Annotated in this window: 18 protein-coding genes; 13 read left to right on the top strand and 5 right to left on the bottom strand. The window is 68.0% G+C overall.

Translation table 11 applies throughout. The features are described from left to right. Positions 1 to 79: 79 nt before the first annotated feature. Genes cntO through cntI form a run of 4 tightly spaced genes read left to right on the top strand, consistent with a single transcriptional unit; the run spans position 80 to position 5,161 of the window. Positions 80 to 2,206: a pseudopaline transport outer membrane protein CntO gene (cntO, locus tag VQ065_RS27605; protein WP_023098855.1), complete on the top strand. Its 2,127-nt coding sequence runs from the start codon at positions 80 to 82 to the stop codon at positions 2,204 to 2,206. A 29-nt stretch (positions 2,207 to 2,235) separates the two neighbouring features. Then, positions 2,236 to 3,027: a pseudopaline biosynthesis protein CntL gene (cntL, locus tag VQ065_RS27600; RefSeq protein ID WP_003095359.1), complete on the top strand. Its 792-nt coding sequence runs from the start codon at positions 2,236 to 2,238 to the stop codon at positions 3,025 to 3,027. Continuing rightward, positions 3,024 to 4,325: a pseudopaline biosynthesis dehydrogenase CntM gene (cntM, locus tag VQ065_RS27595; protein WP_003095356.1), complete on the top strand. Its 1,302-nt coding sequence runs from the start codon at positions 3,024 to 3,026 to the stop codon at positions 4,323 to 4,325. Before cntL ends, cntM begins: the two co-directional genes overlap by 4 nt. Further along, positions 4,307 to 5,161, top strand: coding sequence for a pseudopaline transport inner membrane protein CntI (cntI, locus tag VQ065_RS27590; RefSeq protein ID WP_003104336.1), 855 nt, complete (start codon positions 4,307 to 4,309; stop codon positions 5,159 to 5,161). Before cntM ends, cntI begins: the two co-directional genes overlap by 19 nt. Before the next feature lie 45 nt (positions 5,162 to 5,206). On the opposite strand, the gene trhA is transcribed toward cntI, so the two are convergent. Beyond that, entirely contained in the window at positions 5,207 to 5,824 is a 618-nt protein-coding gene (trhA, locus tag VQ065_RS27585; RefSeq protein ID WP_003095352.1) for a PAQR family membrane homeostasis protein TrhA, read from the bottom strand. A 230-nt stretch (positions 5,825 to 6,054) separates the two neighbouring features. On the opposite strand from trhA, the gene VQ065_RS27580 reads away from it, so the two are divergent. After that, positions 6,055 to 6,852 (top strand): SDR family NAD(P)-dependent oxidoreductase, encoded by a 798-nt coding sequence (locus VQ065_RS27580; RefSeq protein WP_003095350.1) that lies wholly within the window; start codon positions 6,055 to 6,057, stop codon positions 6,850 to 6,852. Between the two features lie 4 nt (positions 6,853 to 6,856). On the opposite strand, the gene VQ065_RS27575 is transcribed toward VQ065_RS27580, so the two are convergent. Together VQ065_RS27575 and VQ065_RS27570 are read right to left on the bottom strand one after the other, a co-directional pair. Beyond that, complete coding sequence (locus VQ065_RS27575) at positions 6,857 to 7,417, bottom strand: TetR/AcrR family transcriptional regulator (RefSeq protein WP_003095348.1); 561 nt, start codon at positions 7,415 to 7,417, stop codon at positions 6,857 to 6,859. A gap of 67 nt (positions 7,418 to 7,484) precedes the next feature. Beyond that, a complete protein-coding gene (locus VQ065_RS27570) occupies positions 7,485 to 8,024 on the bottom strand; it encodes a PaaI family thioesterase (RefSeq protein WP_003095346.1) in 540 nt (179 codons plus the stop codon). Positions 8,025 to 8,195: 171 nt separating this feature from the next. Between VQ065_RS27570 and lpdA the strand changes: the two genes are divergently transcribed. After that, on the top strand, positions 8,196 to 9,599 hold the full coding sequence (gene lpdA, locus VQ065_RS27565; protein ID WP_003095344.1) for a dihydrolipoyl dehydrogenase: 1,404 nt from the start codon (positions 8,196 to 8,198) through the stop codon (positions 9,597 to 9,599). A 4-nt stretch (positions 9,600 to 9,603) separates the two neighbouring features. Here the strand turns inward: lpdA and VQ065_RS27560 are convergent, their stop codons facing one another. Continuing rightward, a complete protein-coding gene (locus VQ065_RS27560) occupies positions 9,604 to 10,059 on the bottom strand; it encodes a DUF2214 family protein (RefSeq protein WP_003095342.1) in 456 nt (151 codons plus the stop codon). A 124-nt stretch (positions 10,060 to 10,183) separates the two neighbouring features. Between VQ065_RS27560 and VQ065_RS27555 the strand changes: the two genes are divergently transcribed. From VQ065_RS27555 to VQ065_RS27525, 7 genes are all read left to right on the top strand, one after another. Next, positions 10,184 to 11,023: an arylamine N-acetyltransferase family protein gene (locus VQ065_RS27555; RefSeq protein WP_003095340.1), complete on the top strand. Its 840-nt coding sequence runs from the start codon at positions 10,184 to 10,186 to the stop codon at positions 11,021 to 11,023. Between the two features lie 329 nt (positions 11,024 to 11,352). After that, positions 11,353 to 11,571: a hypothetical protein gene (locus VQ065_RS27550; RefSeq protein ID WP_003095337.1), complete on the top strand. Its 219-nt coding sequence runs from the start codon at positions 11,353 to 11,355 to the stop codon at positions 11,569 to 11,571. Positions 11,572 to 11,797: 226 nt separating this feature from the next. After that, on the top strand, positions 11,798 to 14,509 hold the full coding sequence (gene mgtA, locus VQ065_RS27545) for a magnesium-translocating P-type ATPase (RefSeq protein WP_003095335.1): 2,712 nt from the start codon (positions 11,798 to 11,800) through the stop codon (positions 14,507 to 14,509). A 97-nt stretch (positions 14,510 to 14,606) separates the two neighbouring features. Next, positions 14,607 to 15,383, top strand: coding sequence for a hypothetical protein (locus VQ065_RS27540; RefSeq protein WP_003095332.1), 777 nt, complete (start codon positions 14,607 to 14,609; stop codon positions 15,381 to 15,383). A 50-nt stretch (positions 15,384 to 15,433) separates the two neighbouring features. Then, entirely contained in the window at positions 15,434 to 15,643 is a 210-nt protein-coding gene (locus VQ065_RS27535; protein WP_003095331.1) for a hypothetical protein, read from the top strand. Positions 15,644 to 15,685: 42 nt separating this feature from the next. Continuing rightward, entirely contained in the window at positions 15,686 to 17,353 is a 1,668-nt protein-coding gene (locus tag VQ065_RS27530) for a Na/Pi cotransporter family protein (protein WP_003095329.1), read from the top strand. Continuing rightward, positions 17,341 to 17,709, top strand: a complete 369-nt coding sequence (locus VQ065_RS27525) for an SLOG family protein (protein WP_003095328.1) — start codon at positions 17,341 to 17,343, stop codon at positions 17,707 to 17,709. Before VQ065_RS27530 ends, VQ065_RS27525 begins: the two co-directional genes overlap by 13 nt. Here VQ065_RS27525 and VQ065_RS27520 read toward each other — a convergent pair. Beyond that, positions 17,685 to 19,046 carry an MATE family efflux transporter gene (locus tag VQ065_RS27520; protein ID WP_003095327.1) on the bottom strand — a complete coding sequence of 454 codons (1,362 nt, stop codon included), beginning with the start codon at positions 19,044 to 19,046 and terminating at the stop codon, positions 17,685 to 17,687. The genes VQ065_RS27525 and VQ065_RS27520 overlap by 25 nt on opposite strands. Positions 19,047 to 19,197: the final 151 nt, after the last annotated feature.

Below are 19,197 nucleotides of genomic sequence, written 5' to 3'. Positions count from 1 at the left end.
GAGCCGGGCATTGTATTGCGAGGCCGGAATCGAACTGGTAGCGTTATAGTATATCATTTCTTTTCTGGTGCGATTTCCCATGAGAGTCAGTGTGTCGCTTGTCCTCGGTGTCGGCCTCGGTTGCAGCAGTCCGGCGCTCTGGGCGGAAACGGAAAGTCCCGCGGAGCTGGAGGTCCTCACTGTCACCGCCGAAGCGGAGCGCGCGGAGGGCCCGGTGCAGGGCTACCGGGCCAATCGGTCGGCCAGCGCGACGCGCACCGACACCCGTATCGAGGACATCCCGCAAGCCATCAGCGTGGTGCCGCGCCAGGTGCTCGACGACCTTGACAGCGCTCGTATCGAACGGGCGCTGGACTTCGCCGGCGGGGTCTCGCGGCAGAACAACTTCGGCGGCCTGACGATGTTCGAGTACAACGTCCGTGGCTTCACCACTTCGGAGTTCTACCGCGACGGCTTCAGCGCCAACCGCGGCTATATGAACGCCCCGGACAGCGCCACCATCGAGCGCGTGGAAATCCTCAAGGGACCGGCCTCCAGCCTGTACGGGCGCGGCGATCCCGGCGGCACGGTGAACCTGGTGACCAAGAAGCCCCAGGCCGAGCGCTTCGCCCGCTTGCATGCCAGCGCCGGCAGTTGGGACCGCTACCGCTCGACCCTGGACCTGAACACGCCGCTGGACGAAGAGGGCGACCTGCTCTACCGGATGAACCTGGCGGTGGAGGACAGCAAGGGCTTCCGCGACTACGCCGAGGGCCAGCGCCTGCTGGTGGCGCCATCGTTCAGCTGGCAACTGGACCCGGACACCTCGTTGCTGGTGGAAGCCGAGGTGGTGCGCAACCGCCAGGTCTTCGACCGCGGCACCGTGGCGCCGCACAACCACCTGGGCAGCCTGCCGCGCTCGCGGTTCTTCGGCGAGCCGGACGACGGCAAGATCGACAACAACAACGAAACCCTCCAGGCCACCCTGCGCCATCACTTCAACGAGCAGTGGAGCCTGCGCCTGGCCAGCCACTACAAGCATGGTCACCTGGACGGCTACGCCTCGGAGAACTCCAGCCTCGCCGCCGACGGCTACACCTTGCGCCGGGAGTACCGCTACCGCGACTTCGAGTGGCACGACAGCATCACCCAGCTCGACCTGCTCGGCGACCTCCATACCGGCTCGATCCGCCACCAGTTGCTGATGGGCCTGGAGTACGAGCGCTACCACAACGACGAACTGATCCTGCGTAGCATCCCGTCGCGCAACCCCTATGCCATCGACATCCGCCGGCCGATCTACGGCCAGCCGAAACCACCCTTCGGACGCGACGACCGCAACCACGAGGAAGTCGACGCGATGGCGCTCAACCTGCAGGACCAGATCGAGTTCAGCGAGAAATGGCGCGGCCTGCTCGGCGTGCGCTTCGACCGCTACCGCCAGGACATGAACGCCACGCGCCTGAACAATGGCCGCTTCCGCGACACCAGCTCGCAGCAGACCCAGCGTGCCGCCACCCCGCGCATCGGCGTGCTGTACCAGGCGACCCCGGAGGTCGGCCTGTTCGCCAACGCCTCGAAATCCTTCAAGCCCAATGGCGGTACCGACATGGCCGGCAAGGCCTTCGACCCGGAGGAGGGGCGCGGCTACGAGGCGGGGGTGAAGCTTGACCTGCTCGATGGCCGGCTGGGCATGACCCTCGCCGCGTTCCACCTGAAAAAGAAGAACGTGCTCACCGCCGACCCGAGCAATCCCGGTTACCAGCAGACCGCCGGCGAGGCGCGCAGCCAGGGCTTCGACCTGCAGTTCAGCGGCCAACTCACCGAGCAGTTGCGGCTGATCGGCGCCTACGCCTATATCGACGCCGAAGTGACCAAGGACGAGAACATCGCCCGTGGCAGCCGCCTGCTCAACGTGCCGAAGCACAGCGGCAGCCTGATGGGCGTCTACGAGTTCCGCGAAGGCTGGCTGCACGGCGCCGACGCCGGCGCGGCGGTCAACTATGTCGGCGAGCGCGCCGGCGACAGCAGCGACAGCGGCTTCGAACTGCCGGCCTACACCACCGTCGACCTGCTCGCGCACTATCCGCTGGCGAGCAATGCGACCCTCGGGGTGAACGTCAACAACCTCTTCGATCGTCGCTACTACGAGCGTTCCTATAACAACGTCTGGGTCGCCCCCGGCGAGCCGCGCAACCTGACCATGAGCCTGACCCTGAACTACTGAGCCCTCTACCGCCGCCAGGAAGCCATGCCATGCAAGGACGCACACCGCTGCTGGAAACCCTCCGCGAACTGGAATGCGAGATTCGCCTGCTCACCGTCTATGCCCGCGAGTGTTGCGGCTGCTACGAGATCCTCAGGCGCAAGCTCGACCGTCTGAGCGGACTGATCGGGGAGGATTGCAGCCGGGCACAGTGGCAGGCCGATTCGGACGATCCTGCATTGCAGGCGCTCGGCCTGCGCCTGCGCGACGCGGCGGTGCAGGCCCTCTGCGAACTGGAGAAGCACCTTTGCCAGGGCGTGCTGCATGAACCTGGCGAGATGGGCCGCTACCTGGGTAGCCTGCTGGAATCCATCCGCGGCGAACTCGACAGCGCCGGGATAGATGCCGATGCACGGGTCCTGTTCGTCGGCTCCGGTGCCCTGCCGACCTCGGCCCTGGTGCTGGCGCGGGAGGTCGGCGCACATTTGTGCTGCCTGGACATCGACGAGGAGGCCCTGGGCTATGCCCGCGAGATCGCCCGCTGCCAGGGGCTGGAGGCGCGCATGCAGTTTTCCTCGCTGCCGCCGGCGGAACTGGCGTTTTCCCGCGATGCCACGCATTTCCTGATCGCTTCGCTGGTGCAGCAGAAAAGCGCGGTACTGGCGCAGATCCGCCAGGTCATGCGCGCCGACGCCAAGGTCCTGCTGCGTCACGGCAGCGGCATCAAGGGACTGTTCAACTACCCGGTTGAGCCGGCCGAACTGGAGGGCTGGCAGGTTTGCGCGGAGCGGGTCAGCCAGCCGCTGTACGACACCCTGATCCTGGAGAAGGCCGGTCGATGAACGCCGCTGATGAGAGCCTGGGCAACGTCCTGCTGGTCGGTCTGGGCGCGGTGGCGATCCAGGTCGCGCTGGACCTGCGCCGCCACGGTGCCGGTCGCCTCGGCGCGCTGAACCATCCCGGCCGGCGCAGCCAGCGGATCGCCGAGGCCCTGGCGCGCGGCGCCTGCCTGCAATTGGAAGGGCAGGGGCAGCATCGCTGGCTGTCCGGCAATGCCGCGTTGGACGTCTTCCACCAGGACCCCGCTGAGCTTCGCGACGATTGGCAGACCCTGGTGCTCTGCGTGCCGGCCGACAGTTACCTGGACGTGGTCCGCGGGTTGCCCTGGGAGCGACTCGGCGGGGTGCGCACGCTGCTGCTGGTGTCCGCCTTCATCGGCGCCAACCTGCTGGTGCGCAGCGCCCTGCCGGCGGGGTGCCAGGCGACCGTGCTGAGTCTGTCCAGCTACTACGCGGCGACCAAGGTGATCGACGAGACACAACCGCTGCGGGCCCTGACCAAGGCGGTCAAGCGCAGGGTCTACCTGGGCTCCAGCCGGCCGGACTGCCCGGCGCGGGAGACCTGGCGGCGAGTCCTGGCCGGCAGCGGGGTTGAGGTAGTACCCCTGGCGACGCCGGAAGCGGCGGAGGGCCGCAACGTCACCACCTACGTGCACAGTCCGTTCTTTCTCGGCGAGTTCGCCCTCGCCCGGATACTTTCCGAGCAGGGGCCGCCCGGTTTCATGTACAAGCTCTACCCGGAGGGACCTATCACCCCCGGGGCCATCGGCGCCATGCGGCGGCTGTGGTGCGAGCTGAGCGAACTGTTGCGGCGGATGGGCGCCGAGCCGTTGAACCTGCTGCGGTTCCTCAACGACGACAACTACCCGGTGCACGAGACGATGCTGCCGCGCGCGGCCATCGACGGCTTCGCCGAGGCCGGCGCCGAGCGCCAGGAATACCTGCTGTTCGTGCGCTACGCGGCGTTGCTGGTCGATCCGTTCTCTCCGGCCGACGAGCAGGGTCGCCACTTCGACTTTTCCGCCGTGCCGTTCCGCCGCGTCAGTCGCGACGAGGATGGACTCTGGCGGCTCCCGCGGGTGCCGCTGGAGGACTATCGCAAGCTGGCGCTGATCGTCGCGCTGGCCGCCCACTTCGACCTGGCCATGCCGCAGGCGCGCAGCCTGCTGGCGAGCTACGAGAACGCCGTGTCCCGATTCATCGATTGCCAAGGAGCGAGCCAGTGCCATCCAAGCCTGTATCCGATCGACAGCCGTCCGGCGGCGGACGCCATCTATCGCCAGTGGTGCTCGACCTGCTGAAGAGCGGGGTGCTGCTGGCGGTGCTGGCGTCCTTCACCTTCAGCGTGATGAACGCCCTGGTCAAGGAAGCCAGCGCCACCCTGCCGGCTGCCGAGATCGTGTTCTTCCGCAGCGCCATCGGTACCCTGCTGATCTACCTGCTGATGCGCCAGGCCGGTGTCGCGCTGTCGCGCCAGGGCGTGCCGATGCTGCTGGTGCGCGGGGTGATGGGGGCGCTGTACCTGGTCTGCTATTTCTACGCCATCGCCCACATCCCGCTGGCGGACGCGAGCATCCTGGCGCACATGTCGCCGTTCTTCGTCATCCTCTTCTCCGCGCTGTTCCTCGGCGAGCGGATTCCCCGTGCGGTCTATTGGCTGTTGCTGGTGGTGGTGCTCGGCGCGCTGATGATCGTCAAGCCGTTCAGCTATTCCAGCTACTCGGTATACGCCGTGGTCGGCCTGCTCAGCGCGGTGTTCGCCGCCGGTGCCTCGGTGGCGATCCGCCAACTGAGCGCGCGGCACCATACCTACGAGATCGTCTTCTACTTCCTGGCGGTGGCCACCCTGGTGGCCATCCCGCTGATGTGGAACGATTTCGTGGTGCCGGCGACGCTGCGTGAGTGGGGGCTGCTGCTGGCCATCGGGGTGGTATCGCTGCTCGGCCAGGTGTTCCTAACCCGCGCCTTCAGTCACGAGAGCGCGACCATCGTTGCGGTGACCCGCTATATCGGCATCGTCTTCAACGCCGGCTGGGGCTGGCTGTTCTGGAGCGAGGTGCCGGACGCGCTGACCATCGCCGGCGGCGTGCTGATCGTGGTGGCGTGCATCGCGCTGTCGCGGACGAAGAAGGGCTGAGCCTCCGGCGCGACCGGCTCCCCGCTGCTTCGCGCCGGACCGCGCCTAGAGTACGTAGCGCCAGATCGCCACGAAGTGGAGGAGGCTGCCGGCGATCACGAACAGGTGCCAGATGCCATGCCAGTGGCGGAAGCGGTGGTCATAGGCATAGAAGACGATCCCTACGGTATAGAGCACGCCGCCGGCCGCCAGCCAGGTGAAGCCGGCGCTGCCGAGGGCGGCGAGCAGCGGTTTCACCGCGATCAGCACGATCCAGCCCATCACCGCGTAGATCACCACCGACAGCACCCGCGCCTCGGAGCGTGGCTTGATCTCCTGGAGCATGCCGAGCACGGCCAGGCCCCAGACGATGCCGAACAGCGTCCAGCCCCAGGGACCGCGCAGCGTGACCAGGCAGAAAGGCGTGTAGCTGCCGGCGATCAGCAGGTAGATGGACAGGTGGTCGAGCTTGCGCATCACCACCTTCGCTCGCCCGCGCACGCTGTGGTAGGCGGTCGAGATGCTGTAGAGCAGCGTCAGGGTGACGCCGTAGACGCCGACCCCGACGATCTTCCACGGACTGCCGTTGAGGCTCGCCTGGACCGTCAGCCAGACGGCGCCGGTACAGGCGGCGACCGCACCGATCAGGTGGGTCCAGGCATTGAGTCTTTCACCGTGATACATGACGCATGATCCTCCCGCGATGGACAACGCCATGGTAGGGCATGTCGGGGTGGTGTGGGTCCTGACCTTTTATTGGCGTTTTCCGTGACGGTTGCATGAAGGTTTTCCTCATCCCTCCCTGCTCGTTGGAACGGATAAAGGCTTGACGGTTTTAATTATGGTCATAATATTAGATGTGTAATATAAACAGCCGCTGTCAGCGGTCAGGCTTTTTTCCAGCGAGAACCCACATGAACGAACAGATTGGCAATGGCGTCGCCCTGGTCACCGGCGCCTCTTCCGGAATCGGCGCGACCTACGCCGAGCACTTGGCCCGCCGTGGCCACGACCTGTTGCTGGTGGCGCGCGACCGGCAACGCCTGGAAGCCCTGGCGGATCGACTTCGCCAAGCCCACGGGGTCAGGGTGGAGATCCTGCGCGCCGACCTGTCCGAGCGCGACGATAGGTTGCGGGTCGAGCGACGGTTGCGCGACGACGCCTCGATCGCGTTGCTGGTGAACAACGCCGGCGTGGCGATGAACGGTCCGCTGGCCGATGCCGACATGGACCGGGCGGAGCGGATGATCGCCCTCAACGTGGTGGCCCTGACCCGCCTGGCTGCCGGCGCGGCGGAGGGGTTCCGCCGGCGTGGCGGCGGCGCCATCGTCAACCTTGGTTCGGTGGTGGCGCTGGCGCCGGAGTTGTTCAATGCCGTCTATAGCGCGACCAAGGCCTACGTGCTGAGCCTGAGCCAGTCGCTGCAGCACGAGCTGGCCGGCAGCGGCGTTTACGTCCAGGCGGTGCTGCCCGGCGTCACCCGTACCGAGATCTGGGAGCGCAGCGGCACCGGAATCGCCGGGATTCCCGCGGAGATGGTGATGGAGGTCGAGGACCTGGTGGAGGCGGCGCTGGTCGGTTTCGATCGGCGTGAAGCGGTGACCATCCCGTCGTTGCCGGATGCGGCCGATTGGCAGGCGCTGATGACGGCGCGGGCCAGGCTCGCGCCCAATCTGTCGCGGCAGCGGCCGGCCGAGCGCTACCTCGGCTGAGGCCCTAGCGCTCCATCTGCTCCAGCAGCTTCTTGCGCGTCGCTTCCAGTATCCGTTGCGACAGCGCCTCATCCTGCACGCTGCGCGACAGTTGCAGCGCGCCGACCAGCGAAGCGAGCAGCAGCACGGCGCGCTCGCCTGCGTCCTCGCCCTCCAGGGACGCTTCGATCATCGCCAGGCGCTTGCGCACGATGCTGTCGGTGGTCGGGCTCGGCGTGCCGCGCTGGCCGAGTTCCGCCGACAGGGTCGGCAACGGGCAGCCGGCGCCGGGGTTATCGCGGTGACGCGGCGACAGGTACTGCTCTATCAGCAGCGCCAGCGGTCGTTCCGCCTCCGCCAGGGGCGCGGTGATTTCGTCGAGTTGCGCCGCGGCATGCCGCAACGCGGTTTCCACCAGGTCGTCCTTGGACTTGAAGTGCGCGTAGAAGCCGCCATGGGTCAGGCCCAGGGCCTTCATCAGCGGTTGCAGCCCGGTGGCGCCGACGCCGTCCTGGCGGAACAGCCGGGCAGCCTCCTCGACGATACGCCGGCGGGTCTTCTGCTTGTGGTCTTCGGGATAACGCATGGCTTCGATACCTTGGAATGCAGGTCGTCATCTTAACGCCTGGCGGCCTTCCCTGGCGAAGCCGCGTTCATCCGGCCATGTGCAGGACCAGGCAGGTGGTCGAGCCGACGGCGTAGAGACGGTCGTCGACATCGTACAACCGGCCCTCGGCGACCGCCGTCGAGCGGCCGAGGTGCACCACCCGGCCTTCGGCGCGCACCGGGCCGACCTTGTCGGTCAGCGCGCGCAGGTAGCTGATCCGCAGGTCGGTGGTGGTATAGCCCTGGCCGGCCTGGAGCCGGGTATGGATCGCGCAGCCCATGCAGGAGTCCAGCAGCGACGCGGCGTAGCCGCCGTGCACGCTACCCAGCGGATTGTAGTGGCGGCGGTCCGGGGTGCCCTGGAACAGGAAGCGCCCTTCGGACCACTCGATGGGAACGAAGTCGACCAGTTCGCCGTAGGGCGGACAGGGCAGTTGGCCGCTGCCGATGCGGTCGAAGAACTCCTGCGGGGAGAGCGCGGCGACTTGCGCCAGCTCCAGGGTTCCGCTGGCGCCGAGGCGGGCGCGGGCGGCCCGCTCGGTGGCGATCCAGGCGTTCAGGCGATCTTCGCGGCCGGGCTGTTCCATGGTAGTGCTCCTGTCGTGGTGGGAAAGGGTTGCAGGAAAATTACGGTCATCATATAAGCTTTGCATGACGAGCGAAATACAATCGCTTTCGGTCCCTCTACGCGGCGTTTCCTCTATTTGCGCCGGCGTCGCCTACGCTGAGGGGCCGTGGCGGGACAACCGAGGAGCAGGATGATGGAAAGCTATGACGTGATCGTGATCGGCGCCGGTCCGGGGGGCTACAACGCTGCCATTCGCGCCGGCCAGCTGGGCCTGAAGGTGGCCTGCGTGGAGGGTCGCGAAACCCTCGGCGGGACTTGCCTGAACGTCGGCTGCATGCCGTCCAAGGCCCTGTTGCACGCCTCGGAGCTATACGCCGCGGCGAGCGGCGGCGAGTTCGCCCGGCTCGGCATCCGGGTCAGCCCGGAACTGGACCTGGCGCAGATGATGAAGCAGAAGGACGAGAGCGTCGCCGCCCTGACCCGTGGCGTCGAATTCCTCTTCCGCAAGCACAAGGTGCAGTGGATCAAGGGCTGGGCGCGCTTGCAAGGCGAGGGCCGGGTCGGCGTGGCCCTTGCCGACGGCGGCCACGCGCAACTGGAGGCGCGCGACATCGTCATCGCCACCGGTTCGGAACCGGCGCCGCTGCCCGGCGTGCCTGTGGACAACCAGCGCATCCTCGACTCCACCGGCGCCCTGGAGTTGGTCGAAGTGCCTCGCCACCTGGTGGTGATCGGCGCCGGCGTGATCGGCCTGGAGCTTGGTTCGGTCTGGCGCCGGCTGGGCGCACAGGTCACGGTGCTGGAGTACCTCGAGCGGATCTGCCCGGGGCTGGATGGGGAAACCGCAAGGACCCTGCAGCGCGCCCTGACCCGCCAGGGCATGCGGTTTCGCCTCGGCACCCGCGTGGTCGCCGCGCGCAGTGGCGAGCAGGGCGTCGAACTCGACCTGCAACCGGCCGCCGGCGGCGCTACGGAATCGCTGCAGGCGGACTACGTGCTGGTGGCCATCGGCCGGCGCCCCTATACCGAAGGACTGGGGCTGGAGACGGTCGGCCTGGCCAGCGATCGTCGCGGCATGCTGGAGAACCAGGGACAGCGCAGCGCGGCGCCGGGCGTCTGGGTGATCGGCGACGTGACCTCGGGACCGATGCTGGCGCACAAGGCCGAGGAAGAGGCGATCGTCTGCATCGAGCGGATCGCCGGGCATGCGGCGGAGATGAACGCCGAGGTGATTCCGTCGGTCATCTACACCCAGCCGGAAGTGGCCAGCGTCGGCCTCGGCGAGGAGCAGCTGCAGGCGGCGAGGCGCGAGTACAAGGTCGGACGCTTCCCGTTCAGCGCCAACAGCCGGGCGAAGATCAACCACGAGAGCGAAGGCTTCATCAAGATCCTCTCCGATGCCCGCAGCGACCAGGTGCTCGGCGTGCACATGATCGGGCCGGGCGTCAGCGAGATGATCGGCGAAGCCTGCGTGGCCATGGAGTTCAGCGCTTCGGCGGAGGACCTCGCGCTGACCTGCCATCCGCATCCGACCCGCTCCGAGGCGCTGCGCCAGGCGGCGATGGACGTGCATGGCCGGGCCATGCAGAACTGAGGGCTCAGCCGCGCATGCCGAAGCCGCGCGCCATCAGCGTAGCCAGCAACGGAATGACCAGCAGCAGGAGCAGTTGCAGGCGCACCGCCAGGACCACCCGCCGGCCCCGGGCCGGCGTCACCGCCGGCACTTCGCCGGCCTTGAGGGCGCCGCGCCAGCCAAGGAAGGTAACGGTCGGCAACAGCGAGACCAGGGCCGCGAGGACGAATAGCCCGACCTTGGCGTGGAACAGACCATTGTGCAGGTAATAGTCGAGGCCCTTGCCGTACCACAGCACCCGCGCCAGCCCGCTGGCCAGTACCGCCAGGGCGCAGAGGCCGTAGCCGCGGTCGATCGCCGCCAGGCTGCGGGCGCGCTCCAGGTCCAGCGGCAGGCGCAGCAGGCGGTGCTGCAACACCAGCAGGGCGAACAGCAGGAAGATCGACAGGTAGTGCAGGTAGGCGACGATTGCCTGGGCCATGGCGGCGCTCCTCGGGGTGGGATGGGCACAGTCAAGCAGACCCCGGGCCAATGTGCCTGACGGCGCTTCCGGTATTCCCCGAGAATGCGTCTAGAATCGAGCTGGCCATTTTCCGGAGCCCGCCATGACCCCGCTGACGCCCGAGCAGACCCATGCCTACCTGCACCATATCGGCATCGACGATCCCGGTCCGCCGAGTCTGGCGAGTCTCGACCGACTGATCGACGCGCATCTGCGCCGGGTCGCCTTCGAGAACCTCGACGTGCTGCTCGACCGTCCCATCGAGATCGACGCCGACAAGGTTTTCGCCAAGGTCGTCGAGGGCAGCCGCGGTGGTTATTGCTTCGAACTCAACTCGCTGTTCGCCCGCCTGCTGCTGGCCCTCGGCTACGAGCTGGAACTGCTGGTGGCACGGGTACGCTGGGGGCTCCCGGAGGACGCGCCGCTGACCCAGCAATCGCATCTGATGCTGCGTCTGTACCTGGCGGAGGGCGAGTTCCTGGTGGATGTCGGCTTCGGCTCGGCCAATCCGCCGCGAGCACTGCCTTTGCCGGGCGACGAGGCGGACGCCGGACAGGTGCATTGCGTGCGCCTGGTCGACCCGCACGCCGGTCTCTACGAAAGCGCCGTGCGCGGTCGCAGCGGCTGGCTGCCGCTGTACCGCTTCGACCTGCGCCCGCAGTTGTGGATCGATTACATCCCGCGCAACTGGTACACCTCGACCCACCCGCACAGCGTGTTCCGCCAGGGCCTGAAGGCCGCCATAACCGAGGGCGACCTGCGCCTGACCCTGGCCGACGGGCTGTTCGGCCAGCGCGCCGGCAACGGCGAGACGCTGCAGCGCCAACTGCGCGACGTCGAGGAACTGCTGGACATCCTGCAGACCCGTTTTCGCCTGCGCCTCGACCCGGCCTCCGAAGTGCCGGCGCTGGCGCGACGGCTGGCGGGACTGATCTCCGCCTGAGCGCTTTTGGCCGGTGTCTTTTCGCCGGACTCCTGCGGGAATTTTCCGATGTTCCATAGAAGCCTGAACGAAACGGCTTTTTCGGTTGACCTCGTCTGGCAAGAGGTCTATAAAACCCCCGCCCGCAGAGCCGGGCACTTTCTTTCCCCCTACGAAGAGAGCCATGGACAGTATTCCCAGTAGTCGTCGCCCGGCCCAGCAGATGCCGGCTGGTGCGATGACCCAAACCAACGCACGACGGAACCCGCAACGGGTCGGTCGGTTGAGCGGCATCCTGGGCTGACCCACTGCTTCTCACCCGTGTCCGGCACGCCGGGTACAGGTGAGTCATGAACTTCGAGAATTCGGTATCCCCCGGCGTATCCGCCTTCGTGGCGAAGATGCGCGTGCGCGCCGCGCAGTCCCCCGGCGCGATCCTTCCCGGCCACGGCCATCCTGCGAGCCTCGCCTGGCGTGTCGACCCGGCCGGCGGTCGCCTGGAGTATCGCCGCCTGGAGACGCAGGTCGAAGAGAACCCTGAGAGCGGTCGCCGCCCGATGCGCGGCTGACGCTTTCTCCTGCCTAACCCTTCGCACAAGGAGCCTGCCATGGACGAACCACCAAGTCGGCCTGCTGCGTGCCGCCTGAGCGGCCGCGCGCAGTGGGCCTCACCCGGACAAGCCGAACATTCTTCCCACCGATCGCGAACATCGCGACCCGGCACGCCTTTGCCTGTCACCTGACCGGCAACCGACTCGTGTCGCCGTCGCGCAGCTCGCGACAGGAGACCGAGTCATGAGCGTAGCGACCCAACGCAATACCCAGCTCGACACCGAGCGCCGCAACGACCGACTGTCCATGCGCGCCGCCCGCGAAGCGCAGAACAGCCTGGAAACCACCCTCACCAATGTCCGCGGTCGCCAGGACGGCCTCGACCAGGCCGAGGCCGCCGCCCGGCTGCACGCCGACGGCCCCAACGAAGTGGCCCACGACCGTCCGCCACACGTCCTGGTGCAACTGCTGCAGGCGTTCAACAACCCCTTCATCTACGTGCTGATGACGCTCTCTGCGATCAGCTTCTTCACCGACTTCTGGCTGCCCCTGCAGGACGGTGAGGAAACCGATCTCACCGGCGTCATCATCGTCCTCTGCATGGTCCTGGTCAGCGGCCTGATGCGCTTCTGGCAGGAATACCGTTCGGGCAAGGCCGCCGAGGCGCTCAAGGCCATGGTGCGGAACACCGCCACCGTGCTGCGCCGCGACGAGCGCGGGATGCGCGGCGAGCTGCGGGAAATCCCCATGGGCGAACTGGTGGTCGGCGACATCGTGCGCCTGTCCGCCGGCGACATGATCCCCGCCGACATCCGCCTGATCGAATCGCGCGACCTGTTCATCAGCCAGGCCGTACTCACCGGCGAGGCGCTGCCGGTGGAGAAATACGACACCCTCGGCGCGGTCCGCGAGAAGTCCGCCAAGCGGATCGCCGCCGACCAGCAGGACCTGCTCGAACTGCCGAACATCTGCTTCATGGGCACCAACGTGGTCAGCGGCACGGCCACCGCGGTGGTGGTTGCCACCGGTGCGCGCACCTATTTCGGTTCGCTGGCCCGTTCCATCGTCGGTTCGCGGGCGCAGACCGCCTTCGACCGTGGGGTGAACAGCGTCAGTTGGCTGCTGATCCGCTTCATGCTGGTGATGGTGCCGATCGTGCTGCTGATCAACGGTTTCACCAAGGGCGACTGGACCGAGGCGTTCATGTTCGCTCTCGCCGTGGCGGTCGGCCTGACCCCGGAAATGCTGCCGATGATCGTCAGCGCCAACCTGGCCAAGGGCGCGGTGGCGATGTCGCGGCGCAAGGTGGTGGTCAAGCGCCTCAACGCGATCCAGAACTTCGGCGCCATGGACGTGCTCTGCACCGACAAGACCGGCACCCTGACCCAGGACCGGATCATCCTCGAGCATCACGTCGACGTTGCCGGCCGGCGCTGCGACCGGGTCCTGCAAATGGCCTGGCTGAACAGCTTCCACCAGTCCGGGATGAAGAACCTGATGGACCGCGCGGTGGTCGCCTTCGTCGAACAGAACCCGCGCATCACGCCGTCGGATGCCTGGCGCAAGGTCGACGAACTGCCCTTCGATTTCGTCCGTCGGCGTCTCTCGGTGATCCTCGAGGGCAAGGACGGCGAACACCTGCTGGTGTGCAAGGGCGCGGTCGAGGAAATGCTCGAGATCGCCACCCGCGTGCACCAGGACGGTGTCGACCTGCCGCTCGACGAGGAACGCCGCCGGGCCCTGCTGGCGCTGGCCGAGCAATACAACCGCGACGGCTTCCGCGTGCTCCTGCTCGGCACCCGCAGCCTCTCGCGCACGGAGTCCCAGGCCCAGTACGGCGCCAGCGACGAGCGCGACCTGGTGATCGCCGGCCTGCTGACCTTCCTCGATCCACCGAAGGAAACCGCCGGCCCGGCCATCGCCGCGTTGCGCGAGAACGGCGTGGCGGTGAAGGTGCTCACCGGCGACAACCCGGTGGTCAGCGCGAAGATCTGCCGCGAGGTCGGCCTGGACGTCGGCGAGCCGCTGCTCGGTCGCGACATCGACCTGATGGACGATGCCACCCTGCAACGCCTGGCCGAGGAGCGCACGGTGTTCGCCAAGCTGACGCCGCTGCAGAAGTCGCGGGTGCTCAAGGCCCTGCAGGGCAACGGACACACCGTTGGCTTCCTCGGCGACGGCATCAACGACGCCCCCGCGCTGCGAGATGCCGATGTCGGCATCTCGGTGGACAGCGGCACCGACATCGCCAAGGAATCGGCCGACATCATCCTCCTGGAAAAAAGCCTGATGGTCCTGGAGGAGGGCGTTATCAAGGGCCGCGAGACCTTCGGCAACATCATGAAGTACCTGAACATGACTGCCAGCTCCAACTTCGGCAACGTGTTCTCGGTACTGGTGGCCAGCGCCTTCATCCCCTTCCTGCCGATGCTGGCGATCCACCTGCTGCTGCAGAACCTGATGTACGACATCTCCCAGCTGTCGCTGCCGTGGGACAAGATGGACAAGGAGTTCCTCGCCAAGCCGCGCAAGTGGGACTCGAAGAACATCGGCCGCTTCATGGTCTGGATCGGCCCGACCTCGTCGATCTTCGACATCACCACCTACGCGCTGATGTGGTTCGTGTTCGCCGCCAACAGCCCGGAAATGCAGTCGCTGTTCCAGTCCGGCTGGTTCATCGAGGGCCTGCTCTCGCAGACCCTGGTGGTGCACATGCTGCGTACCCAGAAGATTCCCTTCATCCAGAGCACCGCGGCGCTGCCGGTGATGCTGATGACCGGGCTGGTGATGGCGCTGGGCATCTACGTGCCGTTCTCGCCGCTGGGGGCGATGGTCGGCCTGCAGCCGCTGCCGTGGGAGTACTTCCCCTGGCTGGTGGGCACGCTGCTCTGCTACTGCGTCACCGCGCAGACCATGAAGACCCTCTACATCCGCCGCTTCGGCCAGTGGTTCTGAGCGATCGGCCGGGCTTCGTCCCGGCCTTTCCCGGCGCGTCGGCAAGCCTCGCCGCGCCGCGCAACGCACACCGGACCCACGCATGGAGAGACGCATCATGACCCTGCACGACCGGCGCCCGCGGGCGCCCCTTTTCCAACCGCTGCCGGCCGCGCTGCGACGCGCCCTGTCCTGGCGCCTGGGCTTCGTCGCCGCCGCGCTAGCCTGCGTCCTGCTGCTGGCGCTGCTGTCCGAGGCTCGCGCCGCGGGCGGCGCCTACCGGGTCGACGACGGCGAGATCGACCCCGTCGGCGAATGCAACCTGGACGCCTGGCACCAGCGCGAACGCCACCACGGCAACCGCTACCAGTCGGTGCTGTCGCCAGCCTGCACCTTCTCCGCCCTACCATCGGTGCAGCTCGGCGCGGCGCTGGTGCGCGAGGGCGACGCAGGCGATCGGCACAGCCGCCTCAGCCCCGAGCTGAAGACACCGCTGCTGGCCCGCGACGACCTCGGCCTGGCGTTGGCCTTCGCGCTCTCGGCGGATCTCTACCTGGACCGCCGGCACGCCTTCGAAGGCGCCGGCTTCAACCTGCCGCTGAGCTACCAGCCGTTCGAGGCCCTGCGCCTGAACGCCGGGGTCGGCCTGGGGCATGCCTACGCCGAGGGCGAGCGCCGGCATCGCTGGAACTGGGGCGTGGGCATGGAATACCGCGTCGGCCAGCCGTTGACCCTGATCGCCGAACGCTTCGGCGAGTCGGCCGGCGACAGCGGCTGGCAGGCCGGACCGCGGCTGCACCTGGGCGAACGGCTGGACCTCGATCTGCTGGTCGGCGGCCACCTGCGCGGCGAGCGCGAGCGATGGCTGGTCTCGGGAGCGACCTTGCGTTTCTGAGCCCAAGGGCGTGCCGCGCTGCGGCGCGCTCCTCCACCGAGGAAGCAGCCATGAACGTCGTACGCAAATGCCTGGGCGCGTCTCGCCGCGCGCTCTGTGGCCTGGCAGCACGGCTGCTGGCGAAGGCCGCGCACCTGCTGATGGTGGTCAGCGTGCGCGCATATGCCAGCGGCCGCCTGAGCCAGGTCGAAGTGAAATACCTGCTGGACTGCTCGAGCACGCTCAACCGTGCCTCGCTCAGGCTGGCCATGGGTCAATGAGCCCGTTCCCTTCACGATCCATTCCGAACCGGGAGTTCCGCCATGCTGGGAACCATCCTCCTGATCAACCTGGCCGGTGCCGTGGCCCTCCTGTTGTGGGGCACGCACATGGTCTCCAGCGGCGTGCTGCGCGGTTTCGGCACTGTGCTGCGCAACTGGCTCGGCCGCCACCTGGGCAACCGCTGGCTGGCCCTGCTCGCCGGGCTCGGCATCACCGGCCTGCTGCAGAGCAGCACCGCCACCAGCCTGATGGCAGCGTCCTTCACTGCCAGTGGCACCCTTGGCCTGGCGCCGGCGCTGGCAGTGATGCTCGGCGCCAACGTCGGCACCACCCTGGTGGTGCAACTGCTCAGTTTCGACACCTCGTTGCTGGCGCCGCTGGCCCTGCTGTCCGGCCTGCTGCTGTTCCGCCTGGGCGACGGTCCACGCCTGGAGAGCCTTGGCCAGTGCCTGATCGGACTCGGCCTGATGCTTCTGGCGCTGGCGTTGCTCGGCCATTCCCTGCAGCAGATCGAGGCCTCGCCAGCCTTTGTCGCGGTGATCCACGGCCTCGAAGGCGATCCGCTGATCGCCCTGCTGCTCGCCGCGCTGCTGACCTGGGCCTGCCATTCCAGTGTCGCGGTGGTACTGCTGGTGGCGTCCCTGGCCCAGGCCGGACTGGTCTCGCTGCCCATCGCCCTGGCCCTGGTGCTCGGTGCCAACCTCGGCGGCGCCTTGCCGGCGCTGGGGGTGGCCGGTAGCCGGGTGGCGCGGCGCCTGCCGTTGGGCAACCTGCTGGTGCGCCTGCTCGGTTGCCTGCTGGTGCTGCCCTGGCTGACGGCGCTGGCGCAAGCGGCCAACGCACTCGGCGGTGCGGCGGCGGTCTGGTTCCACAGTGCTTTCAACCTGGCCCTGGCACTGCTGGCGATCGGCTTCACCGGACCCCTTGCGGCGCTGCTCGCGCGCCTGTTGCCGGAAGAGGCACAGTCCGACGAGCCGGGCATGCCGCGCTACCTCGACGAAGCCGGGCTGGAGGTGGCCAACATCGGCCTGGCCAACGCTACTCGCGAAGTCCTGCGGCTGGCCGACATGGCCAGTCTGATGCTGCGCGCCACCAGCGGCCTGTTGCAGCGACCGGAGGCGAAGGTGGCGGCGGAAATCCGTCGCCAGGACCAGGCCCTCGACCAGTTGAGTGCGGCGATCCGCGCCTACCTGGCAGACCTCGGCCAGGACGGCCTCGGCGACAGCGACGCCGATCGTGCCCAGGAAATCCTTCTGTTCGCCATCAACATCGAGCACATCGGCGATCTCGTCGCCAACAGCCTGCTGCCCCTGGCGATGCGCTGGGCCGGGCGCAGTCGCGCCGGCAGCGAGTTCGAGCTGGGCCGCATGCTGCCGTTGCAGGCGGCGATCGAGGAGAGCCTGCACCTGGCGATCAGCGCGTTCCTTCGCGAAGACCTGGACGCCGCGCTGCGCCTGGTGGCGCGCAAGAAGTTGCTGCAGCGACTGGAGGCCGATGCCAGTCGCGAGCGCTTCCGTCGCCTGCGCGACGATCGCGGTGCCTGGGTGGAGTCCGGTGACGTGTTCCAGCGCATTCTCCGCGACTACCGACGCATCCACCATCATGTCACCGCCCTGGCCTATCCGCTGCTCGAACGCAGCGGCATCGATCCGATGGCGAAGCGGCCGGACGAGCCAGGGCAAGGGGAGGGATCGGCATGCGCCTCCTGATCTGCGCCGGACGCCATTTCAAGGACGCCGAACGCCTGCGCCTGGCGCTCGACCAGTGCCACGGCCTGCAACCGGTGGCGCTGCTCGGCCACCTGCTGCATGCCGGCAGCGGCCTGCCGGACGAGGCCGAGCGCTGGTGCCGCGAGCGTGGCGCGGATTCGCGCGCCTACGATTATCCGGAGCGCAGTGGCAGCGACAACGCCCTGCGCGAGTATGGCGAGGCCGTCCTCGGCGAGGCCGCGCCGGACCTGGTGCTGGTGTTTCCCGGTGGGCGCCTGGCCAGCGAACTGGTACAGGTCGCGCACGCTGCCGACGTCCCGCTGATGCTCGCCTATCGTCCGCTGTCGGCGCCCTGAGCGGCGAACCAGCCATCGCGGCGGGTCAGGCGCCAGCCGTAGGCGGCCAGGACCAGCCCGCGCAGCAGCATGAAGGCGAGGAACGCCAGCCATAGCCCGTGGTTGCCCAGCCCCTGCAACAGCCAGCCGAGGGGCAGGCTGGCGGCCACCGCGACGAGCATCGCGTTACGCATCTCGCGGGCGCGGGTGGCGCCGATGAACAGGCCGTCGAGCAGATAGCTCCACATCCCCAGCAGCGGCAGGCAGGCCAGGTACGGCAGATAGGCGTAGGCGACTTCGCGGACGCCGGCGATGTCGCTCTGCAGGTCGATGAACAGGTGGCCGAACAAGGCGAACAGCGCGGCGAACGCCAGGCTTGCCAGCAGCGACCAACCACCGGCTACCACCAGCGCGCGGCGCAGGGCGGCTCGGTCGCGGGCGCCGATGGCGTGGCCGCAGAGCGCCTCCACCGCGTGGGCGAGACCGTCGAGGGCGTAGGACGTCAGGAGCAGGCCGTTGAGCAGCAGGGCGTTGGCGGCTACCGTGGCGTCGCCGAGGCGGGTGCCCTGTACGGTGAGCAGGAAAAACACCAGTTGCAGGGCCAGGCTGCGGATGAAGATATCCCGGTTGACCATCAGCAGCGGCAGCCAGGACAGCCAGTGGCGCAGGCGTTGCCACTGCGCCCGCCCGGGGCGCCGGGCCAGGTCGCGGCGGGTCAGGGCCAGGCCGAGCAGGGCGCCGCTCCATTCCGCCAGCACCGAGGCGCGGGCCGCGCCTTGCACGCCCCAGTCGAGGCCGTGGACGAACCAGAGCACCAGGGCGATGTTGCTCAGGTTGGTGGTCAACAGGATCGCCAATGGCGCCCGTGCGTTCTGCGTGCCGAGGAACCAGCCGACCAGTGCGTAGCTGGCCAGGGCCGCCGGCAGGCCGAGCAGGCGGGTATGGAAGAAGGCGCGGGCCTCGCCGGTCAGTTCCGCCGACGGTTGCATCAGTTGCAGGGCCCAGCCGCTCAGGGGCAGGGCCAGCGCGCCGAGCAGCAGGGCCAGGAGCAGCGCCATGCCCAGGCCCTGGGCGAGGATCAGGCGCAGCGCGCCGCCATCGTCGCGGCCGGCGGCCTGGGCGGCGAAGCCGGTGGTGCCCATGCGCAGGAAGCCGAGCACGCCGACCATCAGGGTGTACAGGCTGCCGCCCACGGCTACCGCGCCGAGCTGGTAGGCGTGCGGCAGGTGGCCGACCACCGTGCTGTCCACCAGGTGCACCAGGGGAACGGAAACGTTCGACAGAATCATCGGCCCGGCCAGCGCCCAGACCCTGTGGTGGGTCGGGGCGTGGCGCCAGGCATCGCGCAACAGGCTCATGGGGTCCTCCGGATCGGCCGGGCAGTATAGCGACGGCGGCGAGGCCTGCGGAAAACCCGTTTTTCATATCCGGTAACAGACCTCTGCCTGCCGTGTATTCCTTGTCCGACGCGGCTTCCAGGCCTGCCGCGGGGAACCCTGCGAAAACCTG

The organism is Pseudomonas sp. KBN10P06128, assembly GCF_037574945.1.
In the GTDB taxonomy this organism is placed as follows: domain Bacteria; phylum Pseudomonadota; class Gammaproteobacteria; order Pseudomonadales; family Pseudomonadaceae; genus Pseudomonas; species Pseudomonas aeruginosa.
The sequence above is the reverse complement of the archived record's forward strand: the minus strand, read 5'-3'. Positions and strand labels throughout refer to the sequence as shown.

Excerpts from the sequence above, each read along its gene's own strand:
- cntO (WP_023098855.1), top strand. The coding sequence starts at position 80 with ATGAGAGTCAGTGTGTCGCTTGTCCTCGGTGTCGGCCTCGGTTGCAGC.
- cntL (WP_003095359.1), top strand. The coding sequence starts at position 2,236 with ATGCAAGGACGCACACCGCTGCTGGAAACCCTCCGCGAACTGGAATGC.
- cntM (WP_003095356.1), top strand. The coding sequence starts at position 3,024 with ATGAACGCCGCTGATGAGAGCCTGGGCAACGTCCTGCTGGTCGGTCTG.
- trhA (WP_003095352.1), bottom strand. The coding sequence starts at position 5,824 with ATGTATCACGGTGAAAGACTCAATGCCTGGACCCACCTGATCGGTGCG.
- VQ065_RS27580 (WP_003095350.1), top strand. The coding sequence starts at position 6,055 with ATGAACGAACAGATTGGCAATGGCGTCGCCCTGGTCACCGGCGCCTCT.
- VQ065_RS27575 (WP_003095348.1), bottom strand. The coding sequence starts at position 7,417 with ATGCGTTATCCCGAAGACCACAAGCAGAAGACCCGCCGGCGTATCGTC.
- VQ065_RS27570 (WP_003095346.1), bottom strand. The coding sequence starts at position 8,024 with ATGGAACAGCCCGGCCGCGAAGATCGCCTGAACGCCTGGATCGCCACC.
- lpdA (WP_003095344.1), top strand. The coding sequence starts at position 8,196 with ATGATGGAAAGCTATGACGTGATCGTGATCGGCGCCGGTCCGGGGGGC.
- VQ065_RS27560 (WP_003095342.1), bottom strand. The coding sequence starts at position 10,059 with ATGGCCCAGGCAATCGTCGCCTACCTGCACTACCTGTCGATCTTCCTG.
- VQ065_RS27555 (WP_003095340.1), top strand. The coding sequence starts at position 10,184 with ATGACCCCGCTGACGCCCGAGCAGACCCATGCCTACCTGCACCATATC.
- VQ065_RS27550 (WP_003095337.1), top strand. The coding sequence starts at position 11,353 with ATGAACTTCGAGAATTCGGTATCCCCCGGCGTATCCGCCTTCGTGGCG.
- mgtA (WP_003095335.1), top strand. The coding sequence starts at position 11,798 with ATGAGCGTAGCGACCCAACGCAATACCCAGCTCGACACCGAGCGCCGC.
- VQ065_RS27540 (WP_003095332.1), top strand. The coding sequence starts at position 14,607 with ATGACCCTGCACGACCGGCGCCCGCGGGCGCCCCTTTTCCAACCGCTG.
- VQ065_RS27535 (WP_003095331.1), top strand. The coding sequence starts at position 15,434 with ATGAACGTCGTACGCAAATGCCTGGGCGCGTCTCGCCGCGCGCTCTGT.
- VQ065_RS27530 (WP_003095329.1), top strand. The coding sequence starts at position 15,686 with ATGCTGGGAACCATCCTCCTGATCAACCTGGCCGGTGCCGTGGCCCTC.
- VQ065_RS27525 (WP_003095328.1), top strand. The coding sequence starts at position 17,341 with ATGCGCCTCCTGATCTGCGCCGGACGCCATTTCAAGGACGCCGAACGC.
- VQ065_RS27520 (WP_003095327.1), bottom strand. The coding sequence starts at position 19,046 with ATGAGCCTGTTGCGCGATGCCTGGCGCCACGCCCCGACCCACCACAGG.